This window comes from Flavobacterium sp. LS1P28, assembly GCF_003970335.1.
Taxonomy (GTDB): domain Bacteria; phylum Bacteroidota; class Bacteroidia; order Flavobacteriales; family Flavobacteriaceae; genus Flavobacterium.
This window is the reverse complement of record NZ_RYDI01000011.1, coordinates 40,042-58,452: the sequence shown is the minus strand read 5'-3', so window position 1 is coordinate 58,452 and position 18,411 is coordinate 40,042. Positions and strand designations below refer to the sequence as shown.

Annotated in this window: 12 protein-coding genes and 1 pseudogene; 6 read left to right on the top strand and 7 right to left on the bottom strand. The window is 35.7% G+C overall.

Going from position 1 to position 18,411, the window contains the following annotated elements; translation table 11 throughout:
• Nucleotides 1–122: 122 nt before the first annotated feature.
• Nucleotides 123–4,409 (top strand): T9SS type B sorting domain-containing protein, encoded by a 4,287-nt coding sequence (locus EKL97_RS09855; RefSeq protein WP_158614924.1) that lies wholly within the window; start codon nt 123–125, stop codon nt 4,407–4,409.
• Nucleotides 4,410–4,606: 197 nt separating this feature from the next.
• Here the strand turns inward: EKL97_RS09855 and EKL97_RS09850 are convergent, their stop codons facing one another.
• The 3 genes from EKL97_RS09850 to EKL97_RS09840 form a co-directional block, all read right to left on the bottom strand.
• Entirely contained in the window at nt 4,607–5,287 is a 681-nt protein-coding gene (locus tag EKL97_RS09850) for a copper homeostasis protein CutC (protein WP_126461553.1), read from the bottom strand.
• On the bottom strand, nt 5,288–6,283 hold the full coding sequence (locus EKL97_RS09845; RefSeq protein ID WP_126461556.1) for an isoaspartyl peptidase/L-asparaginase family protein: 996 nt from the start codon (nt 6,281–6,283) through the stop codon (nt 5,288–5,290).
• Nucleotides 6,284–6,434: 151 nt separating this feature from the next.
• Entirely contained in the window at nt 6,435–7,442 is a 1,008-nt protein-coding gene (locus EKL97_RS09840) for a 3-oxoacyl-ACP synthase III family protein (protein ID WP_126563848.1), read from the bottom strand.
• 291 nt (nt 7,443–7,733) lie between these two features.
• Between EKL97_RS09840 and EKL97_RS09835 the strand changes: the two genes are divergently transcribed.
• Complete coding sequence (locus EKL97_RS09835) at nt 7,734–10,145, top strand: prolyl oligopeptidase family serine peptidase (protein WP_126563847.1); 2,412 nt, start codon at nt 7,734–7,736, stop codon at nt 10,143–10,145.
• A 205-nt stretch (nt 10,146–10,350) separates the two neighbouring features.
• Here the strand turns inward: EKL97_RS09835 and EKL97_RS09830 are convergent, their stop codons facing one another.
• The 3 genes from EKL97_RS09830 to EKL97_RS09820 form a co-directional block, all read right to left on the bottom strand.
• On the bottom strand, nt 10,351–11,298 hold the full coding sequence (locus tag EKL97_RS09830) for an ABC transporter ATP-binding protein (RefSeq protein ID WP_126568772.1): 948 nt from the start codon (nt 11,296–11,298) through the stop codon (nt 10,351–10,353).
• Nucleotides 11,299–11,401: 103 nt separating this feature from the next.
• Nucleotides 11,402–12,097: an OmpA family protein gene (locus EKL97_RS09825; RefSeq protein ID WP_126568751.1), complete on the bottom strand. Its 696-nt coding sequence runs from the start codon at nt 12,095–12,097 to the stop codon at nt 11,402–11,404.
• A 17-nt stretch (nt 12,098–12,114) separates the two neighbouring features.
• Nucleotides 12,115–12,591 (bottom strand): lipocalin family protein, encoded by a 477-nt coding sequence (locus tag EKL97_RS09820; protein WP_126555085.1) that lies wholly within the window; start codon nt 12,589–12,591, stop codon nt 12,115–12,117.
• A 180-nt stretch (nt 12,592–12,771) separates the two neighbouring features.
• Here EKL97_RS09820 and htpG point away from each other — a divergent pair, with 180 nt between their 5' ends.
• The 3 genes from htpG to EKL97_RS09810 all read left to right on the top strand — a co-directional run bounded on the left by htpG (nt 12,772) and on the right by EKL97_RS09810 (nt 17,173).
• Nucleotides 12,772–14,673 (top strand): molecular chaperone HtpG, encoded by a 1,902-nt coding sequence (gene htpG / locus EKL97_RS09815; protein ID WP_126568750.1) that lies wholly within the window; start codon nt 12,772–12,774, stop codon nt 14,671–14,673.
• A gap of 433 nt (nt 14,674–15,106) precedes the next feature.
• Nucleotides 15,107–15,277: a hypothetical protein gene (locus EKL97_RS15575; RefSeq protein WP_158614923.1), complete on the top strand. Its 171-nt coding sequence runs from the start codon at nt 15,107–15,109 to the stop codon at nt 15,275–15,277.
• A gap of 1,479 nt (nt 15,278–16,756) precedes the next feature.
• Complete coding sequence (locus EKL97_RS09810) at nt 16,757–17,173, top strand: YybH family protein (RefSeq protein ID WP_126568749.1); 417 nt, start codon at nt 16,757–16,759, stop codon at nt 17,171–17,173.
• Nucleotides 17,174–17,223: 50 nt separating this feature from the next.
• Here the strand turns inward: EKL97_RS09810 and EKL97_RS15855 are convergent.
• Nucleotides 17,224–17,442 (bottom strand): annotated as a pseudogene (locus EKL97_RS15855) (RNA pseudouridine synthase); the annotation flags it as partial.
• 85 nt (nt 17,443–17,527) lie between these two features.
• On the opposite strand from EKL97_RS15855, the gene EKL97_RS09800 reads away from it, so the two are divergent.
• Nucleotides 17,528–18,082 (top strand): REP-associated tyrosine transposase, encoded by a 555-nt coding sequence (locus EKL97_RS09800; RefSeq protein ID WP_126568748.1) that lies wholly within the window; start codon nt 17,528–17,530, stop codon nt 18,080–18,082.
• The last annotated feature ends 329 nt before the right edge of the window (nt 18,083–18,411 follow it).

The following is an 18,411-nucleotide window of genomic DNA, read 5'->3' as shown; positions in this document are numbered from 1 at the left end:
AGAAGAATTTTTAATAAATTATAGGATTAAAATCACAAATATGTTTAAAAATACTATTGCATCGTATTAATTTACTTTTTATCGGTTTTTTGTATATTTGAAATATGCAATTAATTAATAATATGAAAAAAATTCAACTCCTGTTTTTATTATTATTTAATGCCGTTTGTTTTTCACAATCGGTAACAATCAATACATCTACTTACACGGCGGATCAATTGATTAATGATATCTTAATCAATTCACCTTGTGTATCCGGAACCAATGTCACTTATAAATCCGGTTCGTTTTATGGCTCAACAAATGGTATTGGTTACTTTGAAAACAGCAATGCAAATTTCCCGTTCGCAAATGGTGTCGTTTTGAGTACCGGAGATGTTAATAAAATTATCAGTCCCAATACTACTATTTTAAGTGATGGTAATTCAGCTTGGCTGGGCGATACTGATTTGGAAAGAAATTTACTTTCTCAATCAGGAATAACTATTAATTCTATAAATGCGAGTTACATTGAATTTGATTTTCAACCAAAAACACCTAATTTTAATTTCTCCTTTGTTTTTGCTTCAGAAGAGTACGGAACCTCCCAATGTAACTTCTCTGATGCATTTGCATTTCTTTTAAAAGATGTAACGGCTGGAAGTTCAAATATAAATTTAGCCGTAATTCCAAATACAACTGTTCCGGTTTCTGTGGAGACAATAAGAGATGATGCCTATAATCAGAATTGTCCTTCTGCCAATCCTAACTATTTTGGAGCTTTTAACGGCAGTGGATTTGGTCCTGCAATAAATTTTAATGGACAAACTGTTTCAATGTTAGCTTCAGCGACCGGTTTAGATATCAACCATATTTATCGCATCAAATTAGTTATTGCCGATGGAGGAAATAATACAGGTTATGATTCTGCCATTTTTTTAGAAGCAAATAGCTTTAACATCGGACAAGATGTATTAGGATTTGATTACACAGTGGCGAACAATACTGCTATTTGTCCTGGAAATACTTTACCAACATTATCTGCAATGGGTTTAAGTCCCGGAACCACTTTTGTATGGAAAAAACAAGGAATAGCATTTTCTCCGGCACAAACAGGAGAAACATTAGACCTCAACACAATTACTCCACTGGTTAGTTCCGGAATTCATACCTACAGTGTCACGTATAAAGAACCTGAATGCATCGCGGTTACCGATGAAATCATTATAGAAATTTATCCTAAGATTGGTGTATTAAATACCGTTCCTAACATTTACGCCTGTGATACCGGAGCTTCATCCTCTGATTTTGATTTAAATAAAAACAGCATAATCATTCTAGCCGGCGTTAACCAATCGTCCGGAACAGCTGGTGTTTTAGATGATTTGCCCGCAGACACTATTATTTCCTATCACCTAACTAATGGAGATGCCATTGGGAATACTGGCACAGTACCAATCCTTCAGACGATTGCGAGTATTGAAAGTGGCAAGCAAATTTTTGTCAGAATTGAAAACCCAAATACATTATGCTATGAAATCAGGTCTTTCCAATTGCTTATTGTTCCGCCACCACAAATTGCAAATACCCCGGTAGCTGCAACATTATGCTCCAGAAATTTATCTGAAAGCCCTTTAAAAGCTAATTTCAATTTGACGTCACAAATTGCATCGATCATAGGTTCTCAAAATACCTCGGACAAGATACTTACTTTTCACTCCTCATTAGTAGGAGCTAATAACAATGCAAACATCATAACTCTAAATTCGAGCAACCAATTGTTATCGCCAAGTGCAACGTTGTGGGTGCGTTTACAAAATATTACAAATCCTAATTGTTATGTTGTTACTAGTTTTCAATTATTAGTATCTCCATTACCTAAAGTCGATGTATTAAACGATGTGTTTGTTTGTACGTCTTATACCTTACCTGTATTGCTAAATGCCGGAGCACAATATTGGACTGGAACTAGTGGAACTGGAACACAACTTTTTGCCGGAAACGTGATATCTACAACGACAACTAATTTATATGTTTTCAATCAATCCGGAGTGTGTACCAACCAAGATTCTTTTAATATTACTATTGCAAATTTAAGTACTATCACACCCGCTTCTGAAACCTATTGTACAAAATATAAGCTTCCGCCTTTGTCCTATGGTAAATATTTCACTCAAAGCGGAGGCAGTAGCGCCCCAGGAAACACACAATTAGCTGCTGGATCCACAATAAATACTCCGGGAATAAACAGGATATATGTATGGTTTGAGGACACTACGGTTACCCCGTCTTGTACACAAGAAAACCCTTTTGATATCACAATAATACCCTTTACTGCATTGCCGAATTATGTAAATCAATTTGCATGTACATCCTATATCCTGCCGGCGGATCTCAATGGCGGCGTCTACTATACAGGCAGTAGCAAGAGCGGATCTCTTTTGTCTGCAGGAACAGTAATAAATACAACTACTCAAATCTACGTCTATAAAGAAACAGCTACGTCTCCAAAAAATTGTGCTGATGAAAAAACATTTAAAGTTTTTATTAATCTATTAAGCATCACGCCTCCAACAGATGTAAATTCCTGTTCTGCCTACAAACTGCCTGCATTAACAGTAGGAGAATATCGAACTGCTCCTGCGGGTGGCGGAACAGTTATTCCTGCCGGAACATTCATTAATGCCACTACAACACTTTGGTTTTATGTCACAGGTCAAACGTGTACCGATAATTTACGTTTTACCATTACGGTAAATATTGCACCTTTACCAGTATTAGCAGATACAGATCCGCATTGCGACGTCTATTATTTACCTGCAGTAGCACATTCAGGAAATTATTTCACGGGAACTTTAGGAACCGGTGCGCTTCGGCCAGTGGGCTATCCTGTAACGACAACGCAAATCATGTATTTTTATGACAAAGCTACTTCCGGACCCTGTTATGTGCAAGAAGAGTTCTTAATTACCATTAATAAATCGCCTGCAATTGATGCAAAACCGGTTGAAGTTATTCGATGTGGCCAAAATTATATTTTAGATAATTTGATAAACGGAGAATATTACGAATTTGCAGGCGGACCATCGCCCACAAATCCTGTTTTACCTCCCGGTACCATTTTGAAAACCTCAAAAACAATCTATGTTTATGCTCCTGCTACCGTCACTAACAGCTGTGTATCGGAATACAGCATATATGTTTTAGTCACTTTTGTAAATGACATAGCAGATCAATATGCCTGCAATAGTTTTAATTTACCAACCATAGTAGGGATTGGAAGTTATTACACCGCTTCAAATGGTCCCTATGGAACTGGAGTGCAATTACTGCCTCCTTATTCCCCAATAACTACCACAGCAACGCTTTTTGTATATGTAGAAAACAACAATAGAGTTACCTGCATTGATGAAGACCCTTTTATTGTCACCATTTATAACACTCCAATTATAACACCTATTACTCCTGTCACCAGATGTGAATCTTTTGAACTTCCTTCGTATACAGCTCCTGTAACACGATATTTCACTAATCCAGGTGGTCCAGGAAGCAACAACACTGAAAAATTCCCAGGGGATTTCATCACTGTTTCAACCACTATTTATGGCTATGCCCAATCAGGAACATCAGGAACAGTGATTTGTCCTGCCGAAAAACCGATGGTAATTACTATCACCAAAAAACCAAAACCAGTCCTTATCGTTCCTACCATTTGTATCGATATTGATACCGGAATCACTACCGATGCCTTGATTGAAAGTGGATTTACTGCACCACAATATTCCTTTGAATGGAAAAGTGAAGATGGAACTTTAGTAGGTACAGCTGAGAATTTGTCAACAAATGAACCTGGAAACTATACGCTCACTGTTACGAACTTATCCATTTTTGGCTGTACTGCTGACAGCGTCCCTTTTACGGTTATTGAATCTTCAAAACCAGCCTCTGTAACTTATACAACCAGTGGGTGGTTCACGGACAACCAAACCATAACTGTTATTGCCATCCCATTTGTAGGTGATGGAAGCAATTTCTTATATTCATTAGATGGAGGTTCCCCTCAAGAGCGTAATGTATTCACCAATGTGAGTTCCGGAATTCATGAAATAACGGTCAGCGATGCCAATTGCGGAACTTTCACCATTCCAGTAACAGTGAAACTTATCAACAGTCCTAAATTCTTCACTCCAAACGGAGATGGATTTAACGATACCTGGAACATCACCGGAATACCAAATCAAGAAAATTTAAAATTATATATTTTCGATCGTTATGGAAAACTATTGAAAGAACTATTGCCTAACGGTTCCGGTTGGGATGGAACTTTCAATGGATATGCACTCCCAGCGGATGATTACTGGTTTTCAATTTCCTATACTGAGGACTCTGTTTTAAAAGAATATAAATCCCATTTTTCTTTGAAACGATAAAAACTTCTCTATTATTTTATAAGGTTTTTATTAATATAAAACCTTTTTTTTGTTATTTAAATAAAAAAAGCAAAATGCTTGTAACAAACTAGCCTTTCCTTAGTCTACTCTAAATCAAAAGAAACTCATTTTAATAGTTTGTTACAAAAAGAAAAACCCGGAGTATGCCAACTCTGGGTTTTTTGATTTATAAAGTTTTACAGGGATTCTAAATTTGCTTTTAGGGCTTGGATCTCCAACTGATTTGCTAGTTCCCCTGCATCAATAATTGCGGAAGAATGATAGAAAATAGCTTTTGTTTTTTGTTTTAATGCGGTAATATTAACAGAACGCAAACCGCCGCCCGGCATAATTATAATTCGGTCAGTTGCTTTTCTAACTAAGGCTGCCAAAACATCGATACCGTCAACTACATTTGTTTCTTGTCCAGAGGTCAAAATGGTTTTAAAACCACATCCGATTAGCGATTCAAGTGCTTGAAATTTATTTTCTACTCCATCAAAAGCACGATGAAACGTACAAGGCAATGGGTTTGCCAAAGCAACTAAATCCTTATTTTGTTGTTCACTGATACTACCGTCTTCTTTTAAAATTCCAAAAACAAAACCATCAACCTGAAGTTTTTTGAATGCCAAGATTTCTGATTTCATTTGTGCCACTTCAGAATCAGAATAAACGAAATTCCCACCACGAGGCCGAATCATAACATTCAAGTCGATGGTGATTTTATCGCGAACAATTTTAGTAAGTTCTAAATCTGGCGTTGTTCCGCCCGCTGTTCTATTGACACACAATTCAACCCTGTCAGCACCACTATTTTCAGCAATTATAGCCGATTCTAAATTAAAACAGGCAATTTCCAGTTGTGCTTTTTTCATTTATTTCAAAAAATAATCGGCATCAATTAATCGGTTTCCAGATGTATCATGGACAGCATAGTTGAAACCGCCCTGAATGCAATACGAGCCATATTCTCCTTTTTTATTTAAGGCAATGAAACCAACTTGGATATCTTTTACATTTTTATTTCTTTTACGGGTCAAATTTACGATTCGGGCAACCGCTTCCTCACACGCTTTTTGTGGTGATTTTCCTTGGCGCATCAGCTCAACCACTAAGTGACAACCAGAAATCCGAATCACTTCTTCTCCATGTCCTGTGGCCGTGGCCGCACCAATTTCATTGTCTACATACAATCCAGCGCCAATAATCGGGGAATCACCCAAACGTCCGTGCATTTTAAAAGCCATTCCGCTAGTGGTGCATGCGCCAGAAAGATTACCGTCAGCATCCAATGCAATCATCCCAATGGTATCATGATTTTCAATATTGGCAATGGGTTTGTATTGGCTGGTTTTCAACCACTCTTTCCATTCTTTTTCAGATTCTTCCAACAATAAATTTTCTTTTACAAAACCTTGCGACAACGCAAACTGCAAAGCACCATCACCTACCAACATGACATGCTGTGTTTTTTCCATCACAGCGCGAGCCACCGCAATGGGATGTTTTATAAACTCCAAACATCCTACTGAGCCTATATTGGCGTTTTCATCCATGATACATGCATCAAGTGTGACGCGACCGTCTCGATCTGGTCTTCCGCCATAGCCTACGCTCCGTTCCGTAGGATCGGCTTCTGGAATTTTTACTCCGGCTTCGACAGCATCTAAAGCTCGTCCGTTATTTTTTAAAATTTCCCAAGCGGCTGCATTCGCTTGGATTCCAAAATTCCATGTCGAAAGCACAATAGGTTTACTTCCTTTTTTAGATGAAAAATCATTTTCTTCCTCTGGTTTCCCTTTGAATGAATGTAAAGCCATAGCTGCGGAAGCGAAAGCAGCTGTTTTTAAAAAATTTCTACGATTAGTCATTTTGATTGTATTACTATTGGTTGCATCAATTTTGAACTATAAATATAACGGTTCCTCTTTAAATAAAAAAAACCTGCACAATAATTTGCGCAGGCTTAGACTATTTATCAAAGAACAATTGGAATCGACATACGATTTATTGTACTACTATTTACCATTTAATAATCGCGCTTCCCCAAGTAAATCCACTTCCAAAAGCGGCTAATACAACCGTATCTCCTGATTTTATTTTGCCTTTTTCCCATGCTTCAGTCAAAGCGATTGGAATAGAAGCGGCGGTAGTATTACCGTATTTCTGAATATTATTATAGACCTGATCATCGGTCAAGTTGAATTTCTTTTGGATAAACTGTGAAATTCTCAAATTTGCCTGATGCGGAATCAACATATTAATATCCGAAACCTGCAAATTATTCGCTTGTAATCCTTCATTAATTACTTCGCTAAAACGAACCACTGCATTTTTAAATACAAATTGTCCGTTCATGTACGGGAAATAACTCTCATCATCCAGATCATTATCTGCCAAGATATCTGTTATCCAACGGCCTCCCATTCCGGGCGCTTTTACAATTAATTCTTCGGCGTGCTGCCCTTCAGAATGCAAGTGTGTGGATAAAATTCCTTTGGTCAAATCCTCTTCTCTGCTCAAAACAGCCGCTCCTGCACCATCTCCAAAAATTACTGAAACCCCTCTTCCGCGCGAGGTCATATCCAATCCGGTAGAATGAACTTCTGATCCAATTACCAATACGTTTTTATACATGCCAGTCTTGATATATTGATCTGCCACTGATAAAGCATAAACAAATCCAGAACATTGATTTCTTACATCTAATGCGCCTACGGTTCTTAACCCTAAATCCCGTTGCACTAAAACGCCTGGACCAGGGAAATAATAATCAGGGCTTAATGTGGCAAAAACCACAAAATCGATGTCTTCCTTAGCAACACCAGAACGCTCAATAGCAATTTTGGCAGCTTTCACTCCCATAGAAGTCGTCGTGTCTTCTCCTTTTATAATATGTCTTCGCTCCTGAATTCCAGTTCTTTCCTGAATCCATTCATCATTAGTGTCTATAATTTTGGACAAATCGTCATTAGTCACTACGTTTTCGGGAACATAATAACCCAATCCTGCTATTTTTGAATGATACATATATTATTGTTATTTTATTAAAATACGAGTACAAATTTAAAACATACTTGAAAATATGAGCACACAAATTACTACTTTTTTAGCAATTTACAACTTTTATGCTTTTTTGCGCAATTTCTTGTTATACTTACAAATACAATCTGTTGAAGTGCTTAAAAATAATACTATTGTGACCTCATCCGGATCTGACTCAAACGTTAAAAAAAAGTTTTTGTTTCCAAATGTAACAAGATTCATTTATTTTAGACCAATTATTGATACTGCCAATGCTAATTTAAAATCATTCAAATTATGAAGTTAAAAATTCCATTTTTTTTATTTCTTGGACTGAGCTTAACCACTTTTGCACAAGAAAACTTAACCTATCAAAAACCATCTCAGTCCATATTGGATTTAGCGGATTATGAAAGAGCACCTTCAGTATCGATGGATACTAAAAAAGAATACATGTTGCTTACGTACAGAAATACGTATAAATCACTGGACGATTTAAACCAAGAAGAACTGCGTTTGGGTGGATTGCGGATTAATCCAATTACAAATATTTCCAGTACTGTTACATACGTGAACAACCTGAAATTACGCAAAATAAAAGACAAAAATGAAGTACAGGTTACAGGTTTGCCAACGAATCCTCGTATCAGTACTATCGGTTGGTCTCCAAATGATACAAAAATCTCATTTTCGCACACCACAGCTTCCGGAGTAGAACTTTGGGTTATCGATGTTGCTTCGGCGAAAGCCACCAAATTAACGGAAGCAACAGTGAATGCTAATATTGGAAGTCCGTTCAGCTGGATGAATGACAACGAAACTATTTTGGTGAAAATGTTACCAAAAAACAGAGCAGCTCTTTTGGATGCCAAAAAAGATTTACCAACCGGTCCGATAATTTCAAACGCCGATGGTGTAAAATCGCAGAACAGAACTTATCCGGATATGTTGAAAAACAAGAATGATGAAATCAATTTTGAGAACATCATGACTTCTGAATTGTACAAAGTAAACCTGAACGGAACAGCAACTTTATTCAAAAATGCAGCTATGTATGCGGGAGAAAGTTTTTCCCCTGACGGCAATTATCTAATGCTGACTACGATTCAAAAACCCTTTTCATACATTGTCCCGTTGAGTCGTTTTCCTTCAAAATCAGTAATCTATGACAAAGCTGGAAACGAAGTAAAAGTAGTCAATGAAGTGCCGCTGACGGAGATTATTCCTAAAGGATTTATGGCCGTTCGAAAAGGAAAAAGAAACATGAGCTGGAGAACCGACAAACCCGCAACATTAACTTATGCTGAAGCTTTAGACGGTGGAGATCCTGCAAACAAAGTGGAATTCAGAGATGAAGTTTTTCTTTGGAACGCACCTTTTAATCTTTCCGCTACTTCATTGGTAAAAACACCACAACGCTACGACCGAATAATTTGGGGAAATGATACCGTGGCTATAATTACAGATGAATGGTATGATACCCGTAATACCAAAACGTATGCAATAAATCCCTCGAATCCAAGTCAGGCTCCAAAAGTAATTTTCGACAGAAATTCACAGGATGTATATTCTGATCCTGGAAATTTTGAAACCAGAAAAAACCAATACAACAGGTATGTTTTGGCTATCGAAAATGACAATGCATATCTTATTGGTAATGGATTTACTAAAAACGGGCAATTCCCGTTTATAAGTGAATTTAATCTGAAAACGTTGCAAGCAAAACGGTTGTATACTTCGACTTACACCGATAAAAAAGAAGACGTTTTGGAGATTGAAGACTTCAAAAAAGGAACGGTTTTAGTCCAAATCCAGTCTAAAAATGAATACCCAAATTATTACCTTAGAAATATTAAACAAAAAAACAAACTAACACCAATTACCGCATTCAAAAATCCTTTTGAAAGTATCAAAAACGTGAGTAAAGAAGTGATTAAATACAAGCGTAAAGATGGTGTTGAATTATCCGGAACGTTATATTTACCTGTTGGTTATGACAAAATCAAAAAAGAGAAAATGCCATTGTTGATTTGGGCTTATCCAGCTGAATATAAAGACAAAAAATCAGCAGGACAAAGCACACAAAACCCGAACGAATTTACATTTCCTAGTTATGGATCGTTCGTATATTGGGTAACCAAAGGCTATGTAGTTCTTGATGACGCAGCTTTCCCCATAATTGGCGAAGGAACAACGGAGCCCAATGATAATTTCATGACGCAATTAGTTGACAATGCTGAAGCGGCCATCAATGCCGTGGATGCTTTAGGATACATCAATAGAAAAAAAGTAGCTGTGGGCGGTCATTCCTATGGTGCTTTTATGACCGCTAATTTACTAACGCATTCTAATCTTTTTGCGTGTGGAATCGCTCGAAGTGGTGCTTACAACAGAACGCTAACACCTTTTGGTTTCCAGACCGAACAACGCAACTACTGGGAAACTCCTGAAGTGTATAACACGATGTCCCCATTTATGAATGCGGATAAAATGAAAACGCCCATGCTTTTGGTACACGGTGAAGCAGATAATAATCCGGGTACTTTCACTTTGCAAACCGAACGTTATTTTCAAGCTTTGAAAGGGTTGGGTGCTCCGGCAAGAATGGTAATTCTGCCAAAAGAAGCACACGGTTATGTAGCCAAAGAAAATATTTTGCATTTGCTTTGGGAACAAGACCAGTTTTTAGAAAAGTATTTAAAGAATTAATTCTAAAAAGGGTTCAGTGATCAGTTATTGAGTGATCAGTAAGTTGTACAAAAAAATTAACATAGCACAAAACCCCAAATTCACTTTGACTTTGGGGTTTTTGTTTATTACTACTTTTATAAAAGTTGAAAACGACTTCTACTTTCGATAGTTATCAGAACTGAAAATCACTGAATACTGAGCACTGTTTACTGAATACTAATCATCAGGATAACATCAAATATACTTCCTGATTTAATGCTAATTCCGAATCATGTTCAAAAAATATCGCTCTTCTTTCGAAAGCTGCTTTGACTAAATAATGACTTCCTTTAAAATAACATTGTTTTACGACTACTTTCATAATGGCGTTGTCCACCACTTTTAATTGATGCGGATACAATAAAAGCGGCTGATCCGCTTCATCCACAAGTTCAATTAATTGAGACAATTTTAACTCATTGACTTCCCCAAAAAGCGAAGCTATATATTTATTAGCTGGGTTTTGATACAGTGTTTTTGAGTTTCCTTTTGCCACTACTTTTCCGTTTTGAACCACAATAGTTTCATCAGAGAAAGACAATGCATCGGTGCTGTCATGTGTGGCAATAATACAGGTAATCTCTTTGTCTTTTAAATACCTAAATAAATTGCGACGCAACGAATTTTTCCGAAAAGAATCAATTTGACTAAACGGTTCATCGAGCAAAATAATTTCGGGTTCTAATGCTAAAACTCTTGCCAAGGCTACTCGCTGCTGCTGTCCGCCGCTTAGGAACTTCGCTTTTACTTTTGCGAAAGCAGTCATTTCGACCATTTCTAACAGCTCTTGGACTCGAGCTTGCTTTTGTTCCGGATGCATATTTGACAAGAACTTGCCCACATTTTCTTCAACGGTTATGTACGGCATCAAATCGAAATCTTGTGCTAAATATTTAATATAATCTTCTCCCGGTATCAGATTGTATTTGGGACCCAAAATAGGTTTGTCATTATAAGTAATTGTTCCGTTATCCAAATCATATAATCCGTATATGAGTTTTAGCAACGTACTTTTACCGCAACCGCTTTCGCCAATAATAGCGGCGTTTTCCCCTTTTGCAATGGCAAAACTAACCTCTTCTATTACGGGCTTTTCAATGTAAGTAAAGGATATGTTTTTTATCTCGAGCATCATCTGTAATTAAGACTGCAAATTTACAATGTTTTATTGCAATTTGGACACAAAAAAAGGCTGCTTCTTGACGAAACAGCCTTTGTTTTTTGGTATTTTATACTTAATTTTTTCCTTCGGATTCAGCATCTTTAATCATTTTATCGTTTGCAGTAATCGCAAATTCAACACGACGGTTTTGACTTCTGCCATCAACTGTTTCGTTGGAGGCAATTGGATCTGCAATTCCTAAACCAGTCACTTGAAATCTACTGGAAGAAACCCCTTTGCTAGTTAAATAATTTCTAACTGATGCCGCTCTTTCTCCTGAAAGTTTCAAATTGTAATCCGCTGGACCTGTGCTGTCAGTATATCCGTAAATCGTAATATCAGTATCCGGATATTCTGAAAAAACAGGAACTAATTTATCTAAATTTGCTTTAGCACTGGCCGTCAATGAAGATTTATTAGTATCAAAACGCACTGCATTTTCATTCAAAACCAGTTTAATACCTTCTCCTTCACGAACGACTTCAGCTCCAGGAAGTACTGCATCTATTTCTCTTGCTTGTTTGTCCATTTTGTTACCAATAACTCCACCGGCAACTCCACCAACAACTCCACCAAGTACAGCTCCCATTGCTCCATTACCGCCTTTTCCAAGATTGTTTCCAAGAACACCTCCCAGAACGGCTCCGGCAACAGCACCTATTCCAGCTCCTCTTTGGGTTTTATTGGTGTTTTTGATTGCTTCACAACTGGTAAACATTGAACCTATAATCATTATTGTTGCCATTGCAACTATTGAAATCTTTTTCATATCGCTATTTTTATTAATTAATTAACTTTTTGGAACTGATACACGACATCCGTCATTTTTCCTCCTACATCGATTTTATCGATCAATTGAAAAGAAGTTTCCGTTTGGTTTGCAAGGCGTAAAATATAACCGTCTCTCACTTTTCGCGCTTTTTCACCTGCATCAAGTACTTTCAATACAAATTGCTCTTCATTGTTAACAAACCATGTAATTGGGGAGCTAAATGCAACACAATTTACTTTGGTCAATGCCATATTCCCTTTGTTATTATTCGAAATAAACTTCCACGTACTTCCAATAAAGCATTCGGAATCCGCAAGTTGAAACGTATTCACTTTAATATATTGTGAACCTGGATAGGTTACCGCGCTAATCACCCAGTCTCCTTTCATCATGACCTGAGCTTTTCTATCGGTGTTCGTACTCGTTACCGATGTTGACTTACATGCAAACATTAAAACCGCTAATGTGCATAATAAAATGATTTTTTTCATCGTTTGAAATTTATGTAATTAATGTTTTAACAAAGATACAAAGCAATAAAAACAAAATAGTTTCAAAATTAAATTATTTTATATCATAATTAACGCCTGCGCCAATTTGTCACTTCAACAATAATTGGTATTCTATTTGAAAGGATTTTATCCATAAAAATAAACTTAAAAATTCAAAATATGACAACAGGTAAAATTAATGTTTCGGTAGAAAACATCTTTCCCTTAATCAAGAAATTCTTATACAGCGATCACGAAATTTTCTTGCGTGAATTGATTTCGAACGGGACAGATGCAACTTTAAAACTGAAGCATTTAACCAGCATTGGCGAGGCCAAAGTAGAATACGGAAACCCAATTATCGAGGTAAAAATCGACAAGGAAGGCAAAAAACTGCACATCATCGATCAAGGTCTGGGAATGACAGCTGATGAAGTGGAAAAATACATCAATCAAGTTGCTTTTTCTGGAGCTGAAGAATTTTTGGATAAATACAAAGATTCTGCTAAAGATTCTGGAATTATTGGCCATTTTGGTCTAGGTTTCTATTCTGCTTTTATGGTTGCTGAAAAAGTGGAAATCATCACTAAATCTTTCAAAGACGAGCCAGCTGCGCACTGGACTTGTGATGGTAGCCCGGAATTTACTTTAGAACCTGCTGACAAAACTACTCGTGGAACAGAAATTATCTTGCATATAGCCGAAGATTCTTTGGAATTTTTAGAAGATTCAAAAATCAATCAGTTACTGAACAAATACAATAAGTTCATGCCTATTCCAATTAAATTTGGAACCAAAACAGAGAAAATAGAGCAAAAAAAGGGTGAAGAAGTTGCTGCAGAAGATAAAGACAAAATTTTTACTGAAGTAGAAGTTGACAACATCATCAACAACCCAAACCCGGCTTGGACGAAACAACCAACGGAGTTATCAGATGCTGATTACAAGGATTTCTACAGAGAAGTATATCCAATGCAATTTGAAGAACCGTTATTCCACATCCATTTAAATGTAGATTATCCGTTCAACTTAACCGGTATTTTGTATTTTCCAAAATTAGGTTCGGATTTACAAATTCAGAAAGACAAAATCCAGTTGTACCAAAATCAAGTGTACGTAACGGATAATGTTGAAGGAATTGTACCTGAATTTTTGACTATGTTAAAAGGGGTTATCGACTCACCGGACATTCCGTTGAACGTTTCTCGTTCTGGATTGCAAGCAGATGCTGCGGTGAAGAAAATCTCTAATTACATTACGCGTAAAGTTGCCGATAAATTAAAATCGTTGTTCACTGAAAACCGCGCGGATTTTGAACAAAAATGGAACGATATCAAAATCGTTTTGGAGTACGGAATGCTTTCCGAAGATAAATTCTACGAAAAAGCTGGAGCGTTTGTCTTGTATCCAACAGTGGATGGCAAATATTACACATTAGAAGAATTAAAAGAAAATCTTGCTGCAAATCAAACGGATAAAGACGGGAAATTAGTGGTTTTATATGCTGGAAACAAAGAAGCGCAACACTCTTATATCGAAATTGCAAAAGACAAAGGATATGAAGTTTTATTGTTGGATTCTCCAATTATCTCGCATTTAATTCAAAAAATTGAAGGCGACAACAGCAACATGACTTTTGTACGTGTGGATTCGGATCATATTGATAATATAATCAAGAAAGAGGAAACTACTATTTCTAAATTATCGGAGGAAGAGCAAACCAACTTGAAAACTGTTTTAGAAGCTATTGTTCCTAAACAAACGTATTCCGTACAACTGGAAGCTTTAGATAGCAATGCTTCCCCATTTATCATCACGCAACCGGAATTCATGCGTAGAATGAAGGAAATGAGTCAGTCTGGTGGCGGTGGAATGTTCGGTATGGGAAATATGCCCGAAATGTACAATTTGGTTGTAAATACTAATTCTGAATTGGCAACCAGCATTCTAAACAACAAAGACAAAGACGCTCAGGAAAGTTTGGTCAAACAAGCGCTTGACTTAGCGAAGTTATCACAAAACCTATTAAAAGGAGAAGCATTAACGGCTTTCGTGAAAAGAAGTTTTGAGCTGATCAAATAAGCAGCGAACCCATTTTATCAACTAAAATTATGTGAATCGCTTATTCCGAACGTGCTTCGGAATATCCAACATACTAAAGCTGTCCAACCTTGGGCAGCTTTTTTTTTGGAGCAGAACGATTGTTTTCCAGAATTACTTTCGTCCCGCTATGCGCTGCAATCTTCGCTTTTGGCTCCCGCCAAAGCAAAGGATTTTCACTTCTATCGGGGCTATTTAGAGCGTTTTAAGGTTAAAACTTCGTTTAGCAGAAAAAGTAAATAAATAATAATTTGTAAAGGATTATTTATATATTTGTTTTAATAATATATTCTAAATTACTTCAATACTAAATATAAGTTAAGCAAAATCGTATGAAAAGCTAGATTTTCATGCAATTTTGACATTAATAACATAGAAAAACTAACAGAATATAAAGACTTTAAAACACCTAATTATGAATAATTTAGAAGTAGAAATTATAAAATTGATGCAGAAATCTAAAGATTATCTTGCAAATACAAAATACAAACTACAATTTAAAATTACAGCAGTTTCCTTAAGTGTTTTTGCAATATATGCAGCAGGTAAAAGTTTAGGCGAAATAATCTATTTTATCAAAAATTAAGTTTTAAACGATCTTCAAAAAGTTATGATAAATCTTCTATCCGCCTGGCGCAAGCATCTCGTTAGTGAAAATTCTTATAGATAGATTACTCTAAATTTCACTAGGCACGAGCGGTGATTAAATAAGATTCCCAGCTAGCGCGCAATGTCATTAAGTTAAGGGATTTTCATATTGCATCTTTCTGATTTTTAAGAACCAAAGGTCTTATTCGAGTTCTATACTTGCCTGTTTCACGTTTGTTACCCCGATCGCGCCGGTATACCACAATCGTTAGCGCAGTTTTGCAAACTGTGCCCACAACAGAGAGCAAAAAACGAAAAAGCTATGAGTACTTCATTACTTTTTGCTATTTAAAAACAAACAAAATGTCTGCTAAGAATAAAGCCCTAAAAACCGAAGACCAGATTAGAAAATGAATTAGAGGTGGTTTTATTAGATTTATATTAATTGCCAATTGAAATGGGCACAGTTTGCAAAACTGCGCTAACGATTGTCTGTAAATAAGAGCGATCGGTTTCATACACAAACTTTAAAGTTGGTTTTGTACTTGGAAGTTGGTTCTTAAATCGATACATTTGGCTAAACAAATCCCCAACTGACGCCAAGCCAAAGGACGTCAAACTGTCTAATAACCTCCTTTCTCTATGTTAGATAATTTGTACAAAAAATCGTTCAAATAATTTATGCAACTCGTTGGTTTTTTGTATATTTAAGCATGAAATTCCCCCGCTAGCGTGAGCGTCCCGCTCGTGAACATTCTCAAGAGTAACTAAATCTAAATTGCAATAGGCTTCTACAGGAATTAATCATATTATACTAAAAACAAATAAATTATGTCAAGAATTGTAATGGTAGTAGGTTTAGTAATCGTTTTTATAGGTTGGATTTTATACCGACTAATAATTAAAAAAGACTTAAATAAAAATTTAAATAATGTATACCTTGGACTATTTTTTATAATAATATGGGCAGTGTTTTATTTTTTTATTGTTGAATATTTTTAAAAATCGTGTACAAGTGGTTATGCACCCTCAGAAGCTAGATCGCGGATTTACTTTTTTTTGACAGCGACAGCGCGGATTTACAATCCGTGCGCACATAGAATATCTACAAAGGGAATTTGCAATTTCAAAATTTCAAAAAAAGTATCCTGTAACATATTTAATTGATTAATTGGAATAGGCACGGATTGCAAATCCGCACTAACGGATTTTCATATTTTGTTTAAGAGAAGTATAAATAAAAACTATTTTTTTATCCTGAAAATGAATTCATGAGATGTACAGGAATAAATAATTAACGCTGCATTTTATATTGGGGTAAAATTGTACAAAAATTAAAAAGTAGTTCAAGTATTTTATAGTACAATATTTCATAAAATTAAATGGGAATGAACACGATTTTTTGAATACATTTGATTTATGAAAAGGGATAAAGGTTGTCCACAATAAAGTTAAAATCAATCAAATCGTAAAAAAAATGAGAAAAATCATATTATCAATAGTGCTCTTATTTTGTAGTCATTTATCAATTGCTCAAGAGAAAGAAATTAAAGCAGTTTTAGAAAAACAACGTTTAGATTGGAATAATGGGGATATGATTGGGTATATGCAAGGTTATTTAAAATCCGATTCTTTACTATTTGTTGGAAAAACAGGACCATTTTACGGCTGGCAAAAAAACTTAGAGATCTATCAACAAGTTTATCCTGACAAAGCTGCAATGGGTACTCTAACTTTTGATATCAAACAAATAAAAATGATTGATAGCGAACATGCCTTTGTTTTAGGTGCTTGGAATTTGCAAATGGAAAAAGGAGAACAAAAAGGATTTTTTACTTTAATAGTAGAAAAATTTAAAGAAGGTTGGAAAATCGTAGTTGACCATTCTAGTTAGTTTTTTTTTAGTGAAAGGTTGTGACGAAATATTTATATGAAATGAGTTTTCTAAATTGCATTCCAAATTACATCATCAGGAGTTGGCGCCAAGATTTCCATATTTTCTTTGGTAACAGGATGGGTAAAGACTAGTTTTCGAGCATGTAAATGAATGCCTCCATCTGGATTACTTCGATCAAAACCATATTTTAAATCGCCTTATATGGGTGAGCCAATAGCCGAAAGCTGTGCGCGAATTTGATGGTGTCTGCCCGATCGCACCGATATACCGCAATCGTTAGCGCAGTTTTGCAAACTGTGCCCACAATAATGTGCAAAAAATAGTGAGCAAACAATACAAATAACACAAAAAATGTCGACAAAGTATAAAGCCACAACAACTGAAGACGCTTATTTTATTACTATAACTACAATGGGTTGGGTAGATATTTTTACACGATTAAATCAAAAACAAATTATTATACAAGCGTTACACTATTGTCAAGATCAAAAGGGCTTAGAAATTTATGGATATTGTATTATGCACAGCCATATTCATCTGCTTTGCAAAGCAACAAACGGTTTTATATTATCCGATGTAATGCGTGATTTTAAAAAATATACATCTAAAAAAATTATTCAGGCTATTATTGAAGAACCGGAAAGCAGGAGAGAATGGATCTTGGATTATTTTAAAAAAGCTTGTCAGCATTTAAAACAAGAACAACAATACAAAGTTTGGCAAAACGGCTATCATGCAGAACATATTTACAGCAATAAATTTATTAGACAAAAAATGGATTGCATACACAACAATCCTGTAAATGAAAAAATTGTAACGATGCCGGAAGATTATTATTTCAGTTCTGCAAGAAATTATGCTGCATTAGAAAATGAATTAGAGGTAGTTTTATTAGATTTATTTTAGTTGCCAATTGTGAAGTGGGCACAGTTTGCAAAACTGCGCTAACGATTGTCTATAAATAAGAACAATCGGAAAAAGCAAATCCACAATTTAAAATTTCAAAATAAGAATCGTAAAACATATTTAATTGATCATTGGAATAGACACGGATTGCAAATCCGCGCTGACGGGGTATTGACAGCATTTTATTGTTATAACTTCGTTTAGCAAAAAGAATAATTAAGTAATAATTTGTAAAGAATTATTTATATATTTGAAATAAAGTAAAGTCTGTAGTTTATCATACCTATATACCCAAAATTGGCTGACTTTGCATGATTCTATCATAAATA

What these genes read in the sequence shown, in the direction of transcription:
- EKL97_RS09830 (WP_126568772.1), bottom strand. Translation starts at nt 11,298, where the DNA reads ATGCTCGAGATAAAAAACATATCCTTTACTTACATTGAAAAGCCCGTA.
- EKL97_RS09840 (WP_126563848.1), bottom strand. Translation starts at nt 7,442, where the DNA reads ATGTATCATTCAAAAATAGCAGGATTGGGTTATTATGTTCCCGAAAAC.
- EKL97_RS09855 (WP_158614924.1), top strand. Translation starts at nt 123, where the DNA reads ATGAAAAAAATTCAACTCCTGTTTTTATTATTATTTAATGCCGTTTGT.
- EKL97_RS09850 (WP_126461553.1), bottom strand. Translation starts at nt 5,287, where the DNA reads ATGAAAAAAGCACAACTGGAAATTGCCTGTTTTAATTTAGAATCGGCT.
- EKL97_RS09810 (WP_126568749.1), top strand. Translation starts at nt 16,757, where the DNA reads ATGAGAAAAATCATATTATCAATAGTGCTCTTATTTTGTAGTCATTTA.
- EKL97_RS15575 (WP_158614923.1), top strand. Translation starts at nt 15,107, where the DNA reads ATGAATAATTTAGAAGTAGAAATTATAAAATTGATGCAGAAATCTAAA.
- EKL97_RS09845 (WP_126461556.1), bottom strand. Translation starts at nt 6,283, where the DNA reads ATGACTAATCGTAGAAATTTTTTAAAAACAGCTGCTTTCGCTTCCGCA.
- EKL97_RS09825 (WP_126568751.1), bottom strand. Translation starts at nt 12,097, where the DNA reads ATGAAAAAGATTTCAATAGTTGCAATGGCAACAATAATGATTATAGGT.
- EKL97_RS09800 (WP_126568748.1), top strand. Translation starts at nt 17,528, where the DNA reads ATGTCGACAAAGTATAAAGCCACAACAACTGAAGACGCTTATTTTATT.
- EKL97_RS09820 (WP_126555085.1), bottom strand. Translation starts at nt 12,591, where the DNA reads ATGAAAAAAATCATTTTATTATGCACATTAGCGGTTTTAATGTTTGCA.
- htpG (WP_126568750.1), top strand. Translation starts at nt 12,772, where the DNA reads ATGACAACAGGTAAAATTAATGTTTCGGTAGAAAACATCTTTCCCTTA.
- EKL97_RS09835 (WP_126563847.1), top strand. Translation starts at nt 7,734, where the DNA reads ATGAAGTTAAAAATTCCATTTTTTTTATTTCTTGGACTGAGCTTAACC.